This window comes from Rothia sp. ZJ932 (assembly GCF_016924835.1).
In the GTDB taxonomy this organism is placed as follows: Bacteria; Actinomycetota; Actinomycetes; order Actinomycetales; family Micrococcaceae; genus Rothia.
The window spans coordinates 1,208,463-1,224,481 of record NZ_CP070480.1 but is presented as its reverse complement, the minus strand read 5'-3'; the positions used below and the strand labels follow the sequence as shown (position 1 = coordinate 1,224,481).

Annotated in this window: 16 protein-coding genes; 9 read left to right on the top strand and 7 right to left on the bottom strand. The window is 53.0% G+C overall.

The genetic code is table 11. From position 1 onward, the window contains the following. Nucleotide 1: 1 nt before the first annotated feature. Nucleotides 2-592: a biotin transporter BioY gene (locus JR346_RS05655; protein WP_205481915.1), complete on the bottom strand. Its 591-nt coding sequence runs from the start codon at nucleotides 590-592 to the stop codon at nucleotides 2-4. A 187-nt stretch (nucleotides 593-779) separates the two neighbouring features. Between JR346_RS05655 and abc-f the strand changes: the two genes are divergently transcribed. The 3 genes from abc-f to JR346_RS05640 all read left to right on the top strand — a co-directional run bounded on the left by abc-f (nucleotide 780) and on the right by JR346_RS05640 (nucleotide 5,348). Then, nucleotides 780-2,378: a ribosomal protection-like ABC-F family protein gene (abc-f, locus tag JR346_RS05650; protein WP_204876000.1), complete on the top strand. Its 1,599-nt coding sequence runs from the start codon at nucleotides 780-782 to the stop codon at nucleotides 2,376-2,378. Between the two features lie 711 nt (nucleotides 2,379-3,089). After that, complete coding sequence (locus JR346_RS05645) at nucleotides 3,090-3,995, top strand: replication protein RepA (protein WP_205481914.1); 906 nt, start codon at nucleotides 3,090-3,092, stop codon at nucleotides 3,993-3,995. A gap of 753 nt (nucleotides 3,996-4,748) precedes the next feature. Continuing rightward, the gene (locus JR346_RS05640) at nucleotides 4,749-5,348 is read left to right on the top strand and encodes a hypothetical protein (protein WP_205481913.1); all 600 of its coding nucleotides are present in this window, start codon (nucleotides 4,749-4,751) and stop codon (nucleotides 5,346-5,348) included. A 457-nt stretch (nucleotides 5,349-5,805) separates the two neighbouring features. Here JR346_RS05640 and JR346_RS10620 read toward each other — a convergent pair whose 3' ends face one another. The 5 genes from JR346_RS10620 to JR346_RS05615 form a co-directional block, all read right to left on the bottom strand. Further along, on the bottom strand, nucleotides 5,806-6,003 hold the full coding sequence (locus JR346_RS10620; protein WP_205481912.1) for a replication initiation protein: 198 nt from the start codon (nucleotides 6,001-6,003) through the stop codon (nucleotides 5,806-5,808). 782 nt (nucleotides 6,004-6,785) lie between these two features. Beyond that, nucleotides 6,786-7,514, bottom strand: a complete 729-nt coding sequence (locus JR346_RS05630) for a metal-dependent hydrolase (RefSeq protein WP_204875996.1) — start codon at nucleotides 7,512-7,514, stop codon at nucleotides 6,786-6,788. Nucleotides 7,515-7,636: 122 nt separating this feature from the next. Then, the gene (locus JR346_RS05625) at nucleotides 7,637-8,602 is read right to left on the bottom strand and encodes an SURF1 family protein (RefSeq protein WP_205481911.1); all 966 of its coding nucleotides are present in this window, start codon (nucleotides 8,600-8,602) and stop codon (nucleotides 7,637-7,639) included. 22 nt (nucleotides 8,603-8,624) lie between these two features. Beyond that, nucleotides 8,625-8,867 (bottom strand): hypothetical protein, encoded by a 243-nt coding sequence (locus tag JR346_RS05620; protein ID WP_204875994.1) that lies wholly within the window; start codon nucleotides 8,865-8,867, stop codon nucleotides 8,625-8,627. Between the two features lie 2 nt (nucleotides 8,868-8,869). Further along, a complete protein-coding gene (locus tag JR346_RS05615) occupies nucleotides 8,870-9,349 on the bottom strand; it encodes a DUF3099 domain-containing protein (protein ID WP_204875993.1) in 480 nt (159 codons plus the stop codon). 326 nt (nucleotides 9,350-9,675) lie between these two features. Between JR346_RS05615 and JR346_RS05610 the strand changes: the two genes are divergently transcribed. Further along, entirely contained in the window at nucleotides 9,676-10,386 is a 711-nt protein-coding gene (locus tag JR346_RS05610) for a beta-ketoacyl-ACP reductase (RefSeq protein ID WP_205481910.1), read from the top strand. Between the two features lie 49 nt (nucleotides 10,387-10,435). Next, nucleotides 10,436-11,176: an SDR family oxidoreductase gene (locus JR346_RS05605; protein WP_205481909.1), complete on the top strand. Its 741-nt coding sequence runs from the start codon at nucleotides 10,436-10,438 to the stop codon at nucleotides 11,174-11,176. A gap of 202 nt (nucleotides 11,177-11,378) precedes the next feature. Here JR346_RS05605 and serB read toward each other — a convergent pair whose 3' ends face one another. Beyond that, on the bottom strand, nucleotides 11,379-12,308 hold the full coding sequence (gene serB, locus JR346_RS05600) for a phosphoserine phosphatase SerB (protein ID WP_205481908.1): 930 nt from the start codon (nucleotides 12,306-12,308) through the stop codon (nucleotides 11,379-11,381). An 88-nt stretch (nucleotides 12,309-12,396) separates the two neighbouring features. Here serB and JR346_RS05595 point away from each other — a divergent pair, with 88 nt between their 5' ends. The 4 genes from JR346_RS05595 to JR346_RS05580 all read left to right on the top strand — a co-directional run bounded on the left by JR346_RS05595 (nucleotide 12,397) and on the right by JR346_RS05580 (nucleotide 15,955). Beyond that, nucleotides 12,397-13,182, top strand: coding sequence for an ABC transporter ATP-binding protein (locus tag JR346_RS05595; protein WP_204875986.1), 786 nt, complete (start codon nucleotides 12,397-12,399; stop codon nucleotides 13,180-13,182). 82 nt (nucleotides 13,183-13,264) lie between these two features. Continuing rightward, a complete protein-coding gene (locus JR346_RS05590; RefSeq protein ID WP_205481907.1) occupies nucleotides 13,265-14,134 on the top strand; it encodes an RNA methyltransferase in 870 nt (289 codons plus the stop codon). Nucleotides 14,135-14,338: 204 nt separating this feature from the next. Beyond that, complete coding sequence (locus tag JR346_RS05585; protein ID WP_204875981.1) at nucleotides 14,339-14,596, top strand: type B 50S ribosomal protein L31; 258 nt, start codon at nucleotides 14,339-14,341, stop codon at nucleotides 14,594-14,596. Nucleotides 14,597-14,746: 150 nt separating this feature from the next. Next, entirely contained in the window at nucleotides 14,747-15,955 is a 1,209-nt protein-coding gene (locus tag JR346_RS05580; protein ID WP_204875972.1) for an LCP family protein, read from the top strand. Nucleotides 15,956-16,019 lie beyond the last annotated feature (64 nt).

Genomic DNA, 16,019 nt, shown 5'->3' with positions numbered 1-16,019 from the left:
GTTACTTGCCGGCAAGCTGTGGGAATGCGCGGTGAACGGCAACAGCAACCAGCGCTGCCAACACGCCTTTGATAAGGTCACCGGGAATATAGATAATAGCGGCAGAGAATGCTGCCCCAAGGGTGAGGTGGGCGTTGACCATCATGCCAACGATTCCCATTCCTGTAATGACGAGTAAAGCGATACAGGTTGCCGCGAACTGTCCGAAGAAACCTGCAAGATGTGCGCGGTACTTGCGAATAAGTATGTAGCCCACCAAGCCTGCGACAGCCGCCGCTACGGGATAGCTCAGCAGGTAACCGGCGGAGGGGCCTGCCAGTACACCAACGCCGGAGCCGCCACGAGCAAACACCGGCAAACCAATGAAGCCAGCTATCAGGTAGAGGGTGCAGGCTGCTGCACCTCGCCGGGGACCCAGAACGAGCATCGCGATATAGACGCCGAGGGTCTGCAAGGTGATGGGAACACCAACCGGTCCGATCGGAATCGCGGGTAGAAGGGCACAGGCGGCAATAAGGGCAGCAAAAACAGCGACAAGCGCAATAGAGGTACCCGCAGAAGTGGGGCGGGCAGAGGTATGTGTTGAACTCATGCACTCACTATAAACACTTTTTGAACAGTGTTCAAAACGGGCAGGGTGACCTGTTCCACCGCCTCAAACCCACCCGCCAACCGTTAGACTATAAAAAGCTTAAAAATGCTGAGCCGCGCCCCTGCTCCGTACAGGGAAAACGCGTAACTCACCGCCACGCACACTTTGTCTCGATAAGGATACCCTCTTGATTACAGTCACCAACCTTGAACTGCGCGCTGGCGCTCGCCTGCTGATGGATGAAGTGAACTTCCGTATCGACAAAGGCGACAAGATTGGCTTGGTGGGCAGAAACGGCGCTGGAAAAACAACCATGACCAAGGTTCTCGCCGGGCAGACCCTGCCTGCTGATGGCGATGTAACCCGCAGCGGCAAAATTGGTTACCTGCCGCAGGATCCTAAAGTCGAAGATATGGAGCAGCTTGCGAAAGACCGCATTTTCTCTGCTCGCGGTCTGGACGGTGTGGCGAGTCGGATGCGCCGCGCCCAAGAGATGATGGCAAGTGAAGACCCTGCCGAGCACGCTAAGGGAATGCGTCAGTATGACCGTCTGGAAGCTGAGTTTATTGCCGGTGGTGGGTACGCTGCTGAATCTGAAGCAGCAACTATTACCTCAAATCTTGATTTGCCGGAGCGTCTTTTGCATCAGCCCCTGCGCACTCTTTCAGGTGGTCAGCGTCGCCGTGTGGAACTAGCGCGCATCCTCTTTTCTGATGCCGATATTATGCTGCTCGATGAGCCCACTAACCACTTGGATGCTGACTCTGTCATCTGGCTGCGCGAATTTTTGAAGAATTTTCAGGGCGGGCTGCTGGTGATTAGTCACGATGTTGAGCTCATGGAGCTAGTGGTTAACAAGGTCTTCTACCTGGACGCCAACCGCGCGGTCATCGATATTTACAACATGGGTTGGAAGAATTACCTGACCCAGCGTGAGCAGGACGCTGCCCGTCGCAAGCGCGAGCGTGCCAACGCCGAGAAGAAGGCGGGAGCTTTGATGCAGCAGGCTGAGAAGATGCGAGCCAAGGCAACGAAGGCTGCTGCTGCCCAGCAGATGATTAAGCGCGCTGAAAAACTGATGCGAGGGCTTGAAGAAGAGCAGGTCGTTGATAAGGTCGCTGCGATTCGCTTTCCTGACCCTGCGCCCTGCGGTAAGACTCCGCTGACTGCTCAGGATCTTTCGAAGTCCTACGGTTCGCTGGAGATTTTCACCAACGTTGATTTGGCAATTGACCGCGGTTCACGGGTGGTGGTGCTGGGTCTTAATGGTGCCGGTAAAACTACCTTGCTGCGCATGCTGGCAAAGACTACTCAGCCTGATACCGGTGAGGTGACTTACGGGCACGGGGCGAAGGTTGGTTATTTTGCGCAGGAACACGAAATTTTGGATCACGACCGCACTGTCTTTGAGAATATGAAGTCGGCGGCACCTGATTTGGATGATACGCGCGTGCGCACCATTCTCGGTTCTTTCTTGTTCTCGGGTGATGATGTTGATAAGCCCGCCGGTGTTCTTTCCGGTGGTGAGAAGACCCGCTTGTCGCTGGCGACCCTGGTGGCTTCATCGGCAAATGTCTTGTTGCTGGATGAGCCGACCAACAACCTTGACCCGGCATCGCGCGAAGAGATTCTAAATGCGTTGGCAAGTTATAAAGGTGCTATTGTGATGGTTTCGCATGATGAGGGCGCTGTTGAGGCTCTCAATCCCGAGCGTGTGCTGATGCTGCCTGATGCTGTTGAGGATCTGTGGAACAAGGAATACCAGGATCTTATTTCTCTCGCCTAGTCGGTGAATGATGCCTCCTGTTTTTCATCGGGCGGACGCGCGCAGTTTCCTACCAAGGGGGCTGCGCGCGTTTGTGTTTATGTGGTTTCGCACAGTGTGTCTTGAAATATGAAAGACTCACTCGTTATAAGCCTCACAATAATATGGTATTACCCTTGAAAAGTATACAAAACCCACATCTTGGGCTTCTGTGGTTTCCCACAAACCCTTGAAGCTTGCGTTTTGCCCTGGATAAGATGCCGGTGTTGAGTGCAAAGACTCACGAAACACTGATGAATAGGTGCCATCACAAAGAGGTGTTGGCACAGTGAACAGTTCTTATTGTTCTTAAGTCGGTGCGGGTAACCGCGCGGGTGAGGGCGAGAGAACTGTGAGATGAAAGGATGAAATCCGTGGTTGGCTCATACGCAATGTACCCCACGGCGCGCAGCGCCATAGCCAGGGGGCTTGGGGACGGCGATTGAGCACCCCCTATTGTTAAACCCTTATTGTAGGGCGTGGAAAATTGGCTAAAAATAGCCGATTGACTAGGCTAAACGCTCGTGTACGAGTTTCTGAGTATGCACCCGTTCGTCCCACAAGTATGCACCCGTTCGTCCCACCCTGTTATACCCCCCCCCGAGCTGTTAAGCTGGTGTGGACGTATAGAAAAAGCCCCTCAGGTGTTGGAGCACCTGAGGGGCCATGAACAGAAAAGGAATGAGCTTTTCTATGGAAAACCCTACCGAAAAACGACGCTCTTACCAACTGAACAAAGAGCGCAAGGTCTACTACCCTACCCCGCTAATAAGTGGCTCACTGCCCTACGTAGAGACCTCTGCAACTATCTGGGAACGCACTAACGGGCGTGACGTAATGAGGTACTCGGCAGGGGCTATCATCTACCCAGATGGCACGTGCGGGCACGTGCTGCCCTATGGCTCATACGCTCGCCACGCCTTGGTTTTTTTGACAACCGAGGCTGTGCGCACTGGCTCGACACGCATTAGCCTAAAAGACTCCCTGCGGGGCTTCATGAAGCAAGTAGGGCTGCCCTACAGCGCCCGGAATGCTGCCCAACTCTTAGAGCAGCTTAGGCGCATTGCTGCCCTCACCGTGGATTACACCGCCGTTAGTAAAGCGAGTGAGTCTGTCACTGTAGAACAGGCGGGCTACCGGGTGGGTATCAGGCAGCGGCTGACCTTTTCAGCTGATGGGGACTTGGGAGAGGGAGGCGGTGAAAACTTCATCGAGCTGTCACGGGACTTTGCTGCGCTTGTGCTGGGTCTGGACGAAGAAAACCGCCACACAATGCCCATAGACCTAGAACGCTGGGGTGAGCTAACCAGCAGCACTAAATCACCTCTTGCCTTTGACCTTTGGCTTTGGCTAGAGCTAAGGGACAACAGCCTAGAAAAGCCTGTCAAGATCAGTTGGGAACAGCTCAGGCAGCAGTTCGGCTCACAGGCTGAGGAAATGCGCGTTTTCAAGCAAAAGTTCAAGACAGCCCTAAAGACTGCTCTCGAACACTCCCCCAAAGCCACAGCAATCGAACTGGGTAATGTTCGCGGCAAGGCTAAGGGCTTCAAGGGACTAGAAATCAAGCCCAACAAGGGCACGCAAGGGAAACTGCTCTAAAAAGACACCACAGAAAGCCCCGGCGCTGGCTGGGGGCTTTCTCATGCCCTAGTAAGGCTCTAACCGTCCTCAAACTGGTGCAGTAGGTCTTCCTGCTTTTTGCTGCCGGTGGGGTCGGTGTACCCGAAGAGCAAGCCCTCCCCTGTCTAAAGGGACGCTTCAGGAAGCTACCTCAGATTTCGGTTGCGCTACAGGCGACGCATCCACCTATGCAAAAATCCAGCTGCTCCCTCTCCCGTTCGTTCCTGACAGGTTCACGCTGATTTTTTGCACAGGCTCACTGGTCTTGTGTGCGCAACCGCGAAAAGTTTTTCGGACTAAAAATCGTCAGCGCGTTTCACGTTTCCTGTTCGCAAGCTCGCTGACTTTCGCTGCCGTTTTTCTGTCACACCTCATGCATTGAATGACTTAGGAACCTGTATTATGAGTCATTCATAATAAGAAGGGCTATCTAAAAACATGGCGCCGGCTCGTGAAAACCTGTGCAAACGGCTGTTCGATTGTGGTGTTCTTTAGTGCTGGTGGTTGGGCTGGGTGTAGCTCCGTCAGGGTTCGGTGGGGTTGTTTGGTGTTGACGCCTAGCACCCTGACGGTGGGTGTGTTGCGGATTTTTTAATGTGTGCTTGATTAGGGATTTTAGGGGTTTTGTTATCAGTTTGTAATGTAATAGGTTGACTGATTATCTTTATTATGATTGGATCGATGTAACGCCAATCACTAGAGCGAAGATGCTCTGGGGTGAAAGGAAGAACAATGCTCCTCGTAAAGAAAGTTTCAGCAGGATTTGTTGCTGGCGCGCTGGCTCTAAGTTTGCTGGGAAATTCCCCTGTATATGCAGATGGGCATAATGGCCTACAAGTTAGTAATTCCACCTCAGCATCTAGCATAGTTGGGCAGGATAATGAGTCGATTAGAAAAAATCTTCTAATTATTGCAGAAGGCCTTAAGGCTGGGCAAGCTGAGCGAGATATTAAGAAATTAGATACTGGAGATGTTGTTACATATCACCTTGAAAAGGGTATTGATATAACATTTTCGTACGATAATGATGGTAACCCTATAATCCCACTGGATTCTTCGTTTGTAGCCCCAGCTGTCTCTGTCGGAATCGATAGGATGCCTTATGTCGAACTAGATCCTGCTGAGCAGGGCGCAGCAGCTGCTGGACTAGCAGGAACTTTGGGCGGGGTGATTTGTGCTGCTCTTGCGGTTGAAAGTGCCGGTGTTGGGTGTATTGCTGCTGCTGGAATTGCTGCAATGGTTATTGCGGTTGCAACTGCACATGGAGTATGTCCTGATGAGGGTAAGTTAAGGATATATATAAATCGTGAAGCAACCTGCTTGAAAAAATAGATGAGGGAGGTAGTTTTTATGCGTAATAAGTTCATGGGAAGCGTGATTTTCACATTATTGTTTTTAGTCAGCATCTCAGCTTATCTTATTGCAAGAGAGCCAACCTTAGATAGAGTGATTTTTGGACTCGTTATGACAGGCATCGGAACTTCCATAGTTTACGCATCTGGAAAAATTTCGAATGCAGCGAGAAAATAAACAGAGAAAGGCCCAGCATGGATTGTCGTGCAGGGTCTAACAAATCAATACGCTACTTGTTGTTGGCGTTCGTATTCTTGGGTGTATCGTCCAGCAGTGCTTTTAGAAATCTCTAATTTCTGAGCTATCTCACGGGCGGTTTTAGTGCGTTTTCTTTGTGCTTGGGCAGACACTAAAGCTCTCCTAGAATCTCTTTTATCAATCTTTCACGCTTATCTGAGCGTTCCTGTGAGGCGGCTGGGAGGGCTCCGACGTCTCCCTAGAGCCCTTGCGAGGTCTTTTTGAGCCCGTAAAGAGCTTCGGTGTTGCGCCAGAGGGGCATATGAGCCGTGTTGGTGGGGTTTTTGGTAATTCTTCCGCCGTAGCTGATAACCCCGCCGAGAATGTCTGTGAGCCCTTGTTTAACGCGTGCTAGTAGGTTCACTGGTGCGCGGTGTCCTGCATCGGTCAGGCACACAGGGGTTTGGCTGGTAGCCAGTGGTCTGTGAAGACGTTCTCGAAGCTCATGGTTTCTAGTAGAGCATGGTGGGGATGTCTCAGATAGGAATTTAACTTAATCAGGTAATTACTCTCCCGCACTGGGGGCTGCTCGGTGGCTTCGGGGGTCGTGTGCGAGTTACTGCAACGTCAAAAGCTGCTGTAAGCCTGTCTAAGGCTCTAAAAAAGCTTGGGTGGGCAATTTTACTTCACTTTTAGGTAAAAATCGCCACAAGACCCCTTCTATGGCTTTTTAGCCCCATTTTCAACCTAAAGAGAGAGCCTGACCCTTATTCTTCATTGCTCCCTACCCAAACCGCGCAAGCGCATGCGCGTGTACTTAACAAGACTTCGAGAACTTAAGCCCAACTAACCACTTTCCAAGTTTCAATGATTCATTTTCCCCGCGAAACAAAGCGCGCAGCTTGTCGAGAGCAAAGGCGACCGAGGTACGAGGGAGTCCGTGCGAAGACGAGCGTGCGACTTTCGCGGGGCACACTGGGGGGTCTGGGGGGGCGGGAGAATCCCCCAGAACAGTGTGAGCGCAGCGAACGCCAAGCACAGGTTGAGGGTGTAGAGGTTGATGTTTTCTGGTCAGAAGGCGACGATAACTAAGAGCGTCAAGATATCAGAGAAGATTCTGAAAAATAAGCCGGTTACCTAGGGTGACTGCTTAAGAATTGAATCGCCGGTGCAGTTCCTCTTGCTACACCGGCGATTTCTCTTTTTAAAAAACTTCTTCTTTTGTGGGTGGTTGGTGGGCTAAGTACCTAAGAGAGCGGAGGAGAACTCTAGGGGGTAGCTGCTAAAAATGCTGAAGAAAGCACCGGCGTACCAGAGGATGTAGAGGGTAACAGCTGAGGTGATCATGTTCTCTCGTGCTGAACCGGCATCTCCTAAAACAGGTAGGGCGAAGTAGCCGCTTTTGCGCCATATTTTGGTGGGCACCGGGGGCTTGATGACTAATGGCCAGAGGATGTTGACCCCGCGGGTGGTTAGCATATCGCCAAGAATATGAACAATGCACCCGGTAAAAATTGCCCAGGGGATCAGCCACAGGCTTTGCGTGGTCCAGGCAAGATACCCCAGCCCGATAGCACCAATCCATCCACCGGGGGCACCAAAGACCCGCAGAGCAAGACCTCCGGCGAACCCGGTAAGAATCAGTGATATCCAGGGGATGCCCTGATAAGAAAGCTCTTGTGCGAAGTAGGCGATAGCCCAAAAGACGAGAACGCCAAGAATGGAGTGAGTGCCTTTGCGGTGACCGCCGCTGATTGTAGCAATCAGCGCTACAGCAATGTTGGTGAGCGGCGGGATGGAGTGGGCGATGGTTCCTTTTTTGTGGTCGGCGTCGGGGAACATGCCCGCCCCGGCGCACGCTAGGGTCGTGACAACCAAGGTGCTCGCGTCCTGGGTGGGTGTAATTCCTAGCTCGTGTAAGAGAAGCCATGCCCCGGCGGCAGTGACAGAGTGGGAATATCCCATCATGGTGGTGGCTCCTTAGGGCTTTCGGTGCGGGTGGTGAATAAGCTAGGGTATAAAAATAGCACAGTTCGAATATATATTCGAACTGTGCTGTGGTAGTACGCAACCTAAAGACAGCGCAATCTCTACATGCCCAGGGAATCGAGGTAAGCGTCCTCTTCATCTTCATCGGTACGACGTTTTTTACTGCGGGCAGGAGCCGGGCGCATGATGGATTTCAGATGTGAGGGCATATCATCAACCATCTGCATTTTGCGGATGATGATATCCTCGTCCTCTTCGCCAACGTAGTTGCCCTCTTCGTCGTAGAACTGCCCGTAGTACTTCTCAAGTTCAGCAGCCAACTGAGCGTCCAGCTCATCGTTGCGCACCTTTTGACGTGCAGACCAGGCATAGACCACGTAAATCAAAATAGCGAAAGCGTACCACTGCATGGAGTAAGAAAGATTGGGGCCGGTATCTTGCTCCGGAGCCTCTTTGACAATGGGGGTACTGGGCACCGCAGGGTCTTCACTCACCAATAGACCGTAGGCAGCTTCACCCACCGGCACCCCTGTCATCTTGGCAAGGTCAGGCAGGTAAATGGAAGCAATCTGCCCTTCGGGTGCGCCCCTGCCGGTATCCATCTCACTGTTGTGGTACCTCGCCACAATCGTGACCTCACCGGCAGGGGGAGCGCCAACCTCCTGCTCAGGAGCCAACGCATCACCAAAACCAGCAGGCACCCAACCGCGCGAAATCAACACAGCCTCACCCTGCACCGTCACAAACGGAACCAGCACCTCAAACCCGTTCACCCCGTGATACGGACGGTTGCGTGCTAACACCTGCTCATCGCTGACATACTCACCACGCAGAGTTATAGGCTGCCACTTCAACTGCTCATCAAAAGTATCAAAAGCACCCTCATGCTCACTAAGATTCACCGGAGAAGCATTGAAATTATCGGCAATCAGCTGATTACGGTAATCGACCTCTTCTTTACGCTCCATCTGCCAATTCGCTAAAAACAAACACAGAATCGAGAACGCAACACACAGGGCAAAAGCCCCCACCCACTTACCCGAGAGCAAAAAACGATACACGGTCATCAAACCTTAGAAATAGAAACCATCAGGAGCTCAACTCGCTCTCAAAAGGCTCTGTCGCACGGTGAAACCCGCGTGACGCCAAAAAATCCTCAAGATACCTGCGATGCTCCTGGCACGCCAACCACACCTTACGACGCGACGGCTCGTGAATCTTCGGATTATTCCACACCACCTGCCACTGAGCCGATAACTGGCACCCCTTACGCGAGCACTTAGCCACAGGCACCTCGGCAGCACCTAAACGCAAACTATCAAAAATATTCACGATCAGTCCCCATCAGTTGCGGTAACAATCTCACCATCAATTACCACCGGCTCAGCATCGTCTGCGCCGCTGCTCTGCGAACTTTCACCGCGCGTCCTATCAGCTTCTGCACTTGACTGAGCGGACGCGTCCGCCCGCGGTGAGGGGCTAGCGGCAAGTGCTAGTTGCTGCTCGGGGGAGAGGTGCTGCATGAATTCCCCGCCACCACGCGCCCTGTCATTACCGTTAGCTAGCATGACTGCACCCCACGGTAGAATGGCTGCGAGCGCAATGAAACCCCACCTCAGCCAGCCATCGACAATGCAGGCAAGAACAATACAGACAATACGCAAAAACATTCGAAAGGCGTACTGGCGTGCTCTGCGATCAACATCTACGGAGTGCTTGGTGTTCGCCTCAGTAATTGAGTACACCTGCGGCTCTTGTGCAATGAAACCGAGGTCGGCAAGTTCCTTCTCAGTCCAAATTTTTTGAGTAGCCATGAGCCCCTTTACCGCTGTAAAACTAAAAAATTACGCTGGTATCTAGACTACTACCTGTACTGATAGCGACCGTAACCTTGCATCGAATCTCCAGCGAAAAAACAGCGCGATGCGTAGCCAGGGTTCAAGGCGGCTCTTCGCGGTGATGACAGGTATTTGCGGCGACTAGGAACCGCTTTTTTGAAATTTTTCCGCAAAAATTTCTAAAAACTTACTGTTTTGGGGCTCCCCGTGTAGTAAACACAGCCCACCAAGCGCGTAAACTTGAGCGAAAGATATTGGATCTCACCCTCGCACACAGCGCGAGAGAAAACGAGTGTACCACAATGACTACAGCTCAGACTGTTCTGGTAACCGGCGGCAACCGCGGCATTGGTTACGCTATTGCCACCGAGTTTAAAAAGGCTGGCCACAACGTTGCCATCACCTACCGTTCGGGTGAGCCCCCAGCAGAGTTCTTTGCGGTAAAAGCTGATGTTACCGACGCGGCATCAATCGATGAGGCATTCAAGCAGGTTGAGGCAGAATTCGGCCCTGTTGAGGTTCTGGTAGCTAACGCCGGTATCACCAAAGACACCCTGTTAATGCGCATGAGCGAAGAAGACTTCACCTCGGTGCTTGATACCAATCTGACCGGTGCTTTCCGCGTCGTTAAGCGCGCCACCAAGGGCATGCTCAAGCTCAAGCGCGGACGCATCATCTTGATTTCATCAGTGGTGGGTCTATATGGCGGCGTAGGTCAGGTCAACTACTCATCGTCCAAGGCAGCCCTGGTGGGCATGGCTCGCTCTATCACCCGCGAACTGGGCTCACGCAACATCACCGCCAACGTTGTGGCACCCGGTTTTATTCAGACTGAAATGACCGACGTGCTCTCAGACGATCTCAAGAAACAGTACATCGACTCAATTCCCGCCAAACGCTTTGCAGCTCCCGAAGAAGTCGCACAGGTCGTTCGTTGGCTATCCTCTGATGAAGCCACCTACATCTCAGGCGCTGTTATTCCCGTTGACGGCGGCCTCGGCATGGGTCACTAAATCCCTCACCTGAACGCATCTTTCCCTGTAATACTTTCTAAGGATTTTTATGTCACTTACTGATAAGACCATCATCATCACCGGCTCATCACGCGGCGTGGGCGCAGAGACCGCCCAGATTCTGGCTGAAGCCGGCGCCAATATCGTGGTGAACTACCGTTCCAAGGCACCGCGCGCTAACAAAGTCGTTGCAGCCATCGAAGAAAAAGGTGGCAAAGCTATTGCCGTCGGCGCGGACGTTACCAACACTGAAGACGTAACCACCCTCATCGACACCGCTATCGATACCTACGGCTCACTGGACTACCTGATCCTCAACGCCTCCGGCGGCATGGAAACCAACATGGGCGAAGACTACGCCATGCGCCTGAACCGCGACGCGCAGCTGAACTTCGCCCGCGCCGCGGCCGAAAAAATGAACGAAGGCGGGCGCATCGTCTTCGTTACCAGCCACCAGGCACACTTCATCCACAAGGTGGAGACCATGCCCGAGTACAAGCCCGTGGCAGAATCCAAAAAGGCAGGCGAAGAAGCACTGTTCGCTGAAATCCCCGCCCTTACCGAAAAAGGCATCTCACTGGTTGTCGTCTCAGCTGACATGATCGAAGGCACCGTCACCGCAACCCTACTTAACCGCCTGCGCCCCGGCGCACTCGATGCCCGTCGCGAAGCAGCAGGCAAACTCTACACCGTCAACGAATTCGCCCACGAAGTAGCAAAGATGGTCACCGCCGAGGTCGAAACCGGTCACATCGAACTGGTCGGCGGTGCCAAGGGCTTCATTGACTAAAACCCCATACTTGTGATGGGCTCTCGCCTGTCGGCACTCAAAGAACAAGAGCTGAGGCTCACCTTGATACACAAAGGTGAGCCCCAGCTCTTTTTATATACGTTTACTCTCATGAGCTTATATCTTCATCGAGTGTGTATGGGCTGACCTGCGAGGAACCAATAAAGAGTTTTTCACCCAGGGGGAATAGGACGAATTTCTACTACAAGCCTACAAAATGACGCACCGCGTCCAAGCGCTGGATCTCAATACGCGCATCCGCAACCTCAGCCAAAGCGCTCTTAGAATTGAACCCAATACCCAAGGCAGCCGCCTCAACCATCAAAATATCGTTAGCGCCATCACCCACAGCAATAACCTGATCCTTCGAGACGCCCTCTTCCTTAGCCCACTCCTGCAAAGCATCCTTCTTCGCCTGACCATCAATGATATCGCCCAAGAGCCCACCGGTGAGCACCCCGTTCTCAATCTCAAGAACATTCGCCCGCGCATAGGAAAGATTCAAACGCTGAGCCACCGGCTTAAGCACCTGCACAAAACCACCAGAGACCACAGCCACCGGGTAATCCCGCTCCAAGAAAGCCTCCACCAAAGCAGTCGCACCAGGAGTCAACACAATACGCGCAGCAACCTCATCCACTACATGCTCCGACAACCCCTCCAAAACACCCACACGCGTCCGCAACGAATGCTCAAAATCAATCTCACCACGCATCGCCTGCTCCGTCACCGACGCAACAGCCTCAGCACGCCCAGCATGACCCGCCAACTCATCAATAACCTCCTGACAAATCAGCGTCGAATCAACATCCATCACCAGCAACTTCTTCTCATCATTACTCAGCTCAGGATCAACCACGCTCACCTCAAAGCCCTCCAACAAAACATCCTCACGCACATTAACAGCCGCGCGAAGATCAGCCAAAGAACCCCTAAACTTACCCTCAGCCACATACACCGCATAAGCAGGCCCCGCGGCCTCACCCTCACACTCACTCGCAGGAACATCTATCATGATCCCCGCCTCGATCTCCAAACCCTCAATAGAGCTCAGACCCGCAAACAAATCACCCTCGCCCGCAACACACACAGCACCATCAACACTTAAAGCAACAATCTTTACATTCGTCATACCCCCCATAATACGTGCCACCCACCACACACCACCACACACCCAAAAAATTCACCACCCACCCCCAAAAACCACTACACTAAAAACCATGACCTCAGTACTCACACTCTCAAACGTCACCGTCACCCGAGGCACCAAAAACCTCCTTAAAAACATCACCTGGAACGTCAACGACGACGAACGCTGGGTAATCCTCGGCCCCAACGGCGCAGGCAAATCAACCCTCCTCTCCATCGCAGCAGCCCGCCTCCACCCCACCCGAGGCGAAGTAGACATCCTCGACGAAATCCTCGGCGCCGTCGACGTCTTCGAACTACGCCCCCGCATCGGCATCTCATCCGCCGCGCTCGCCACCCAAATTCCCGGCGACGAAACCGTCCTCAACACCGTCGTCACCGCAGCCTACGGCGTGCAAGGACGCTGGAACGAAGAATACGACTCAATGGATGAAACCCAAGCCCGAGAACTCCTCTCAGCCTGGGGCATGACAGACCTCACCGACCGACCCTTCGGCACCCTCTCAGAAGGCGAACGCAAACGCACCCTCATCGCCCGCGCCCTCATGACCGACCCCGAACTACTCCTTCTCGATGAACCAGGCGCAGGCATGGACATCGCCGGACGCGAAGACCTCGTCGCACGCCTCACCGAACTAGCACAAGACACCTACGCACCGGCAACCATCCTCGTCACCCACCACCTCGAAGAAGTCCCCGCCGGCTTCACCCACGCACTACTCCTCAAAGACGGACAAATCGTAGCAGCAGGCCCCATCGAAGAAACCATCACCGAAGCCAACCTAGCCACCACCTACGGTATGGACCTCACCCTCACCCAAACCGACAAAGGACGCTACAGCGCCTTCGCCCGCTAACCAACCCACACCACCACCCACGCATCAGGCGCGTTCACCCACAGAACGCGCCTGAACCCATATACACCCCGCAAGAGAAACCATGAAACCCAAACAACGCACCCCCACACAACTCCAAGAACGCACCCAACGCATCCACGCCCTACCCAACACCCACCCCCTCACTCAGACACCAGAAACTGACACCCGCCACTACACCTCACTCACCGACGTCAAACTACGCTCCACCCAAGAAACCCAATGGGGCATCTACATCGCAGAATCTTCCAAAGTCATCCGCCGAGCACTCGCTGCAGGACACCAACCCCGCTCCTTCCTCATGAGCGAAAAATGGGCAGACGACCTGCACGACCTACTCACCCAATACCCCACCACACCCGCCTACATCGGCAGCGAAGAAGAACTCGAAACCATCACCGGCTACCACCTGCACAGAGGTGCGCTCGCCGCCATGCAACGCCCCGAACCAATGGCTCTGGGGGAGTTACTCAAAGATGCACGCCGCATCGCAATTCTTGAAGACATTGTGGATCACACCAATGTGGGCGCTATCTTTCGATCCGCAGCGGCACTTGATGTGGATGCGGTTCTTGTAACCCCGCGCTGCGCTGACCCCCTCTACCGCCGTTCTATCAAGGTCTCAATGGGCACTGTCTTTCAGGTACCGTGGGCACGCCTGGAGAGCTGGCCGGACGCACTCGACCAGCTGCACGAGCTGGGGTTCACTACCGCCGCTCTAGCACTTGAAGAGGATTCTTTGAGCCTCACCGAACTAGCAGAACGCCACGACGAAAAACTAGCGCTCATTCTGGGAACCGAAGGGCACGGGCTTTCACCCCAGACCCTGGCGAAGACTCAGCATACCGTCATGATTCCCATGAGCCACGGAGTGGACTCACTCAACGTCGCAGCCGCCAGCGCCGTCGCTTTCTGGGAGACACGTCCGCGCTAGGGCAATCGTGCTGCACCTGAGGTGATTAAGGCTATATCACTGTCAGCAAATAACTGCCGCTCAGAATAGTTTTTGATAGCCGTCTAATGCTAGAGTGGGTTCTTGGCTGTTCACGCAGCGATAAGATCTTTACCTTGAAGATCGGATCCCATTACAGATGTACCGTGTCTGGCAAAATCCAGGCAAGTAAAGAAGGTAAACAATATGAAGGCTGAAATCCACCCGGATTACCACCCCGTCATTTTCCGCGACTTGGCATCAGGCGAAGCGTTCCTGACCCGGTCAACCATGACCTCATCAAAGACTGAGAAGTGGGAAGACGGCAACGAGTACCCCCTCGTAGAAGTTGAAATTTCATCAGCTTCACACCCCTTCTACACTGGTAAGCAGCGCATCATGGACGCCGCTGGTCGTGTTGAGCGTTTCAACGCTCGTTTCAAGAACTTCGGTAGCAAGGCTTAATCTTTCTAGCCCTGTTATTTCAAACACCCCGGAACTTTTCAGTAAGTTTCGGGGTGCTTTTTATATATAAATCAGTAGAATCTAAATAAATTCCATCTTTACTTTCTGTCTAAGAAGAAAGATTTTTAGTATTTATGAACGGGGGCGTGCATGTCAGTGCAAGCAGAAACCCCACCTCAAAAGAAAAAAGGTAAGAAAATCCTTCTGATTTTGCTTGCACTTTTGCTGGTGGCAGGTATGGGTATTGGCGGTTATATCTACAGCGTGGGACGCGCGTGGGACACCAATACCGAAAAATTTGAAGATACAGAACAGGCATTTCCGAACGAAGACGGTACCGTGCCAGAAGAAGACCTTGAGGCTTTCAAAAAGGCAGTTGAAGCGGGGGAAAAGGCACCTAAGGATGCCGACGGTCCTGAGGGTTCCCTTGTAGCGGCACCTGCCGGTACTGAGTACACTCTGGAGAACTCCGAGGGTAAGACCCTTGCCTCTGACCTTGATCGAAATGGTAACGGTATTCCCGACTCGATCGAAAATGGTAACTGGAGCCGACCCGCTGATACAGCTGCAACTAACGTGCTTTTGCTGGGTTCTGACACTCGCGGTGCTAATAACAGCGAAGGTGTTTCCGGTGCTCGTGCAGATACCATTATGGTTTTGCACATTCCTGAGGACGGATCGGGTGCATACGTCATTTCAGTTATGCGCGATACCTGGGTTAATATCCCCGGTTTTGGTGCAGCCAAGATTAACGCTGCTCTCAACTACGGTGGAGTAGCCCTGCAGGTAAGTGCTATTGAGCAGTTGCTCAACGTTCGCATTGACCACGTTGCTGAAATCGAGTTCTTTGGTTTCAAGAAACTGGTAGATACCCTCGGCGGCGTCACCGTCAATAACGCTATTCCCTTTAGCGCTGGCCCTTACACCTACACTGCTGGTCCCAACGAGATGGACGGCGGCAAAGCCCTGGTGTACGTGCGTCAGCGTTACCAGTTCCTCGACGGTGACTACCAGCGTGTCCGTAACCAGCGTGCTTTCCTGCGCGGAGTCTTCAATTCTCTGAAGTCTCGCGGTATTTTGAGCAACGCTACTGAGTTCAAATCAACGATAGAATCCATTGCGCCTTACATGCGCGTCGATAACGGTTTGGATGCAGGGACCATCACCCAGATTGCATCCCCGATGTTTACCAACCCCAACTTCAGTATGCGCATGATGACTCTGCCGAATGCTGGTACCGGCTGGTCTTACGATGGGCAGTCAATCGTGGTGGTTGACCTCAACGCTAACGCAGCTCTTTCCAACGCCCTGAACACAGGCACCATGGAGAACTACGTAGCCACCTACGGCGCCGACTAAACTCTCATTGCCGAGAAAATACTAAAGAGTGCGCCCTACCTTTTATCGGTGGGGCGCACTCTTT

Bases quoted from the DNA above. Each gene is read 5' to 3' on its own strand.
- JR346_RS05595 (WP_204875986.1), top strand. From the start codon at position 12,397: ATGACCTCAGTACTCACACTCTCAAACGTCACCGTCACCCGAGGCACC.
- JR346_RS05645 (WP_205481914.1), top strand. From the start codon at position 3,090: ATGGAAAACCCTACCGAAAAACGACGCTCTTACCAACTGAACAAAGAG.
- JR346_RS05610 (WP_205481910.1), top strand. From the start codon at position 9,676: ATGACTACAGCTCAGACTGTTCTGGTAACCGGCGGCAACCGCGGCATT.
- JR346_RS05630 (WP_204875996.1), bottom strand. From the start codon at position 7,514: ATGATGGGATATTCCCACTCTGTCACTGCCGCCGGGGCATGGCTTCTC.
- JR346_RS05640 (WP_205481913.1), top strand. From the start codon at position 4,749: ATGCTCCTCGTAAAGAAAGTTTCAGCAGGATTTGTTGCTGGCGCGCTG.
- serB (WP_205481908.1), bottom strand. From the start codon at position 12,308: ATGACGAATGTAAAGATTGTTGCTTTAAGTGTTGATGGTGCTGTGTGT.
- JR346_RS05625 (WP_205481911.1), bottom strand. From the start codon at position 8,602: ATGACCGTGTATCGTTTTTTGCTCTCGGGTAAGTGGGTGGGGGCTTTT.
- JR346_RS05655 (WP_205481915.1), bottom strand. From the start codon at position 592: ATGAGTTCAACACATACCTCTGCCCGCCCCACTTCTGCGGGTACCTCT.
- JR346_RS05580 (WP_204875972.1), top strand. From the start codon at position 14,747: ATGTCAGTGCAAGCAGAAACCCCACCTCAAAAGAAAAAAGGTAAGAAA.
- JR346_RS05615 (WP_204875993.1), bottom strand. From the start codon at position 9,349: ATGGCTACTCAAAAAATTTGGACTGAGAAGGAACTTGCCGACCTCGGT.
- JR346_RS05605 (WP_205481909.1), top strand. From the start codon at position 10,436: ATGTCACTTACTGATAAGACCATCATCATCACCGGCTCATCACGCGGC.
- JR346_RS05585 (WP_204875981.1), top strand. From the start codon at position 14,339: ATGAAGGCTGAAATCCACCCGGATTACCACCCCGTCATTTTCCGCGAC.
- JR346_RS05590 (WP_205481907.1), top strand. From the start codon at position 13,265: ATGAAACCCAAACAACGCACCCCCACACAACTCCAAGAACGCACCCAA.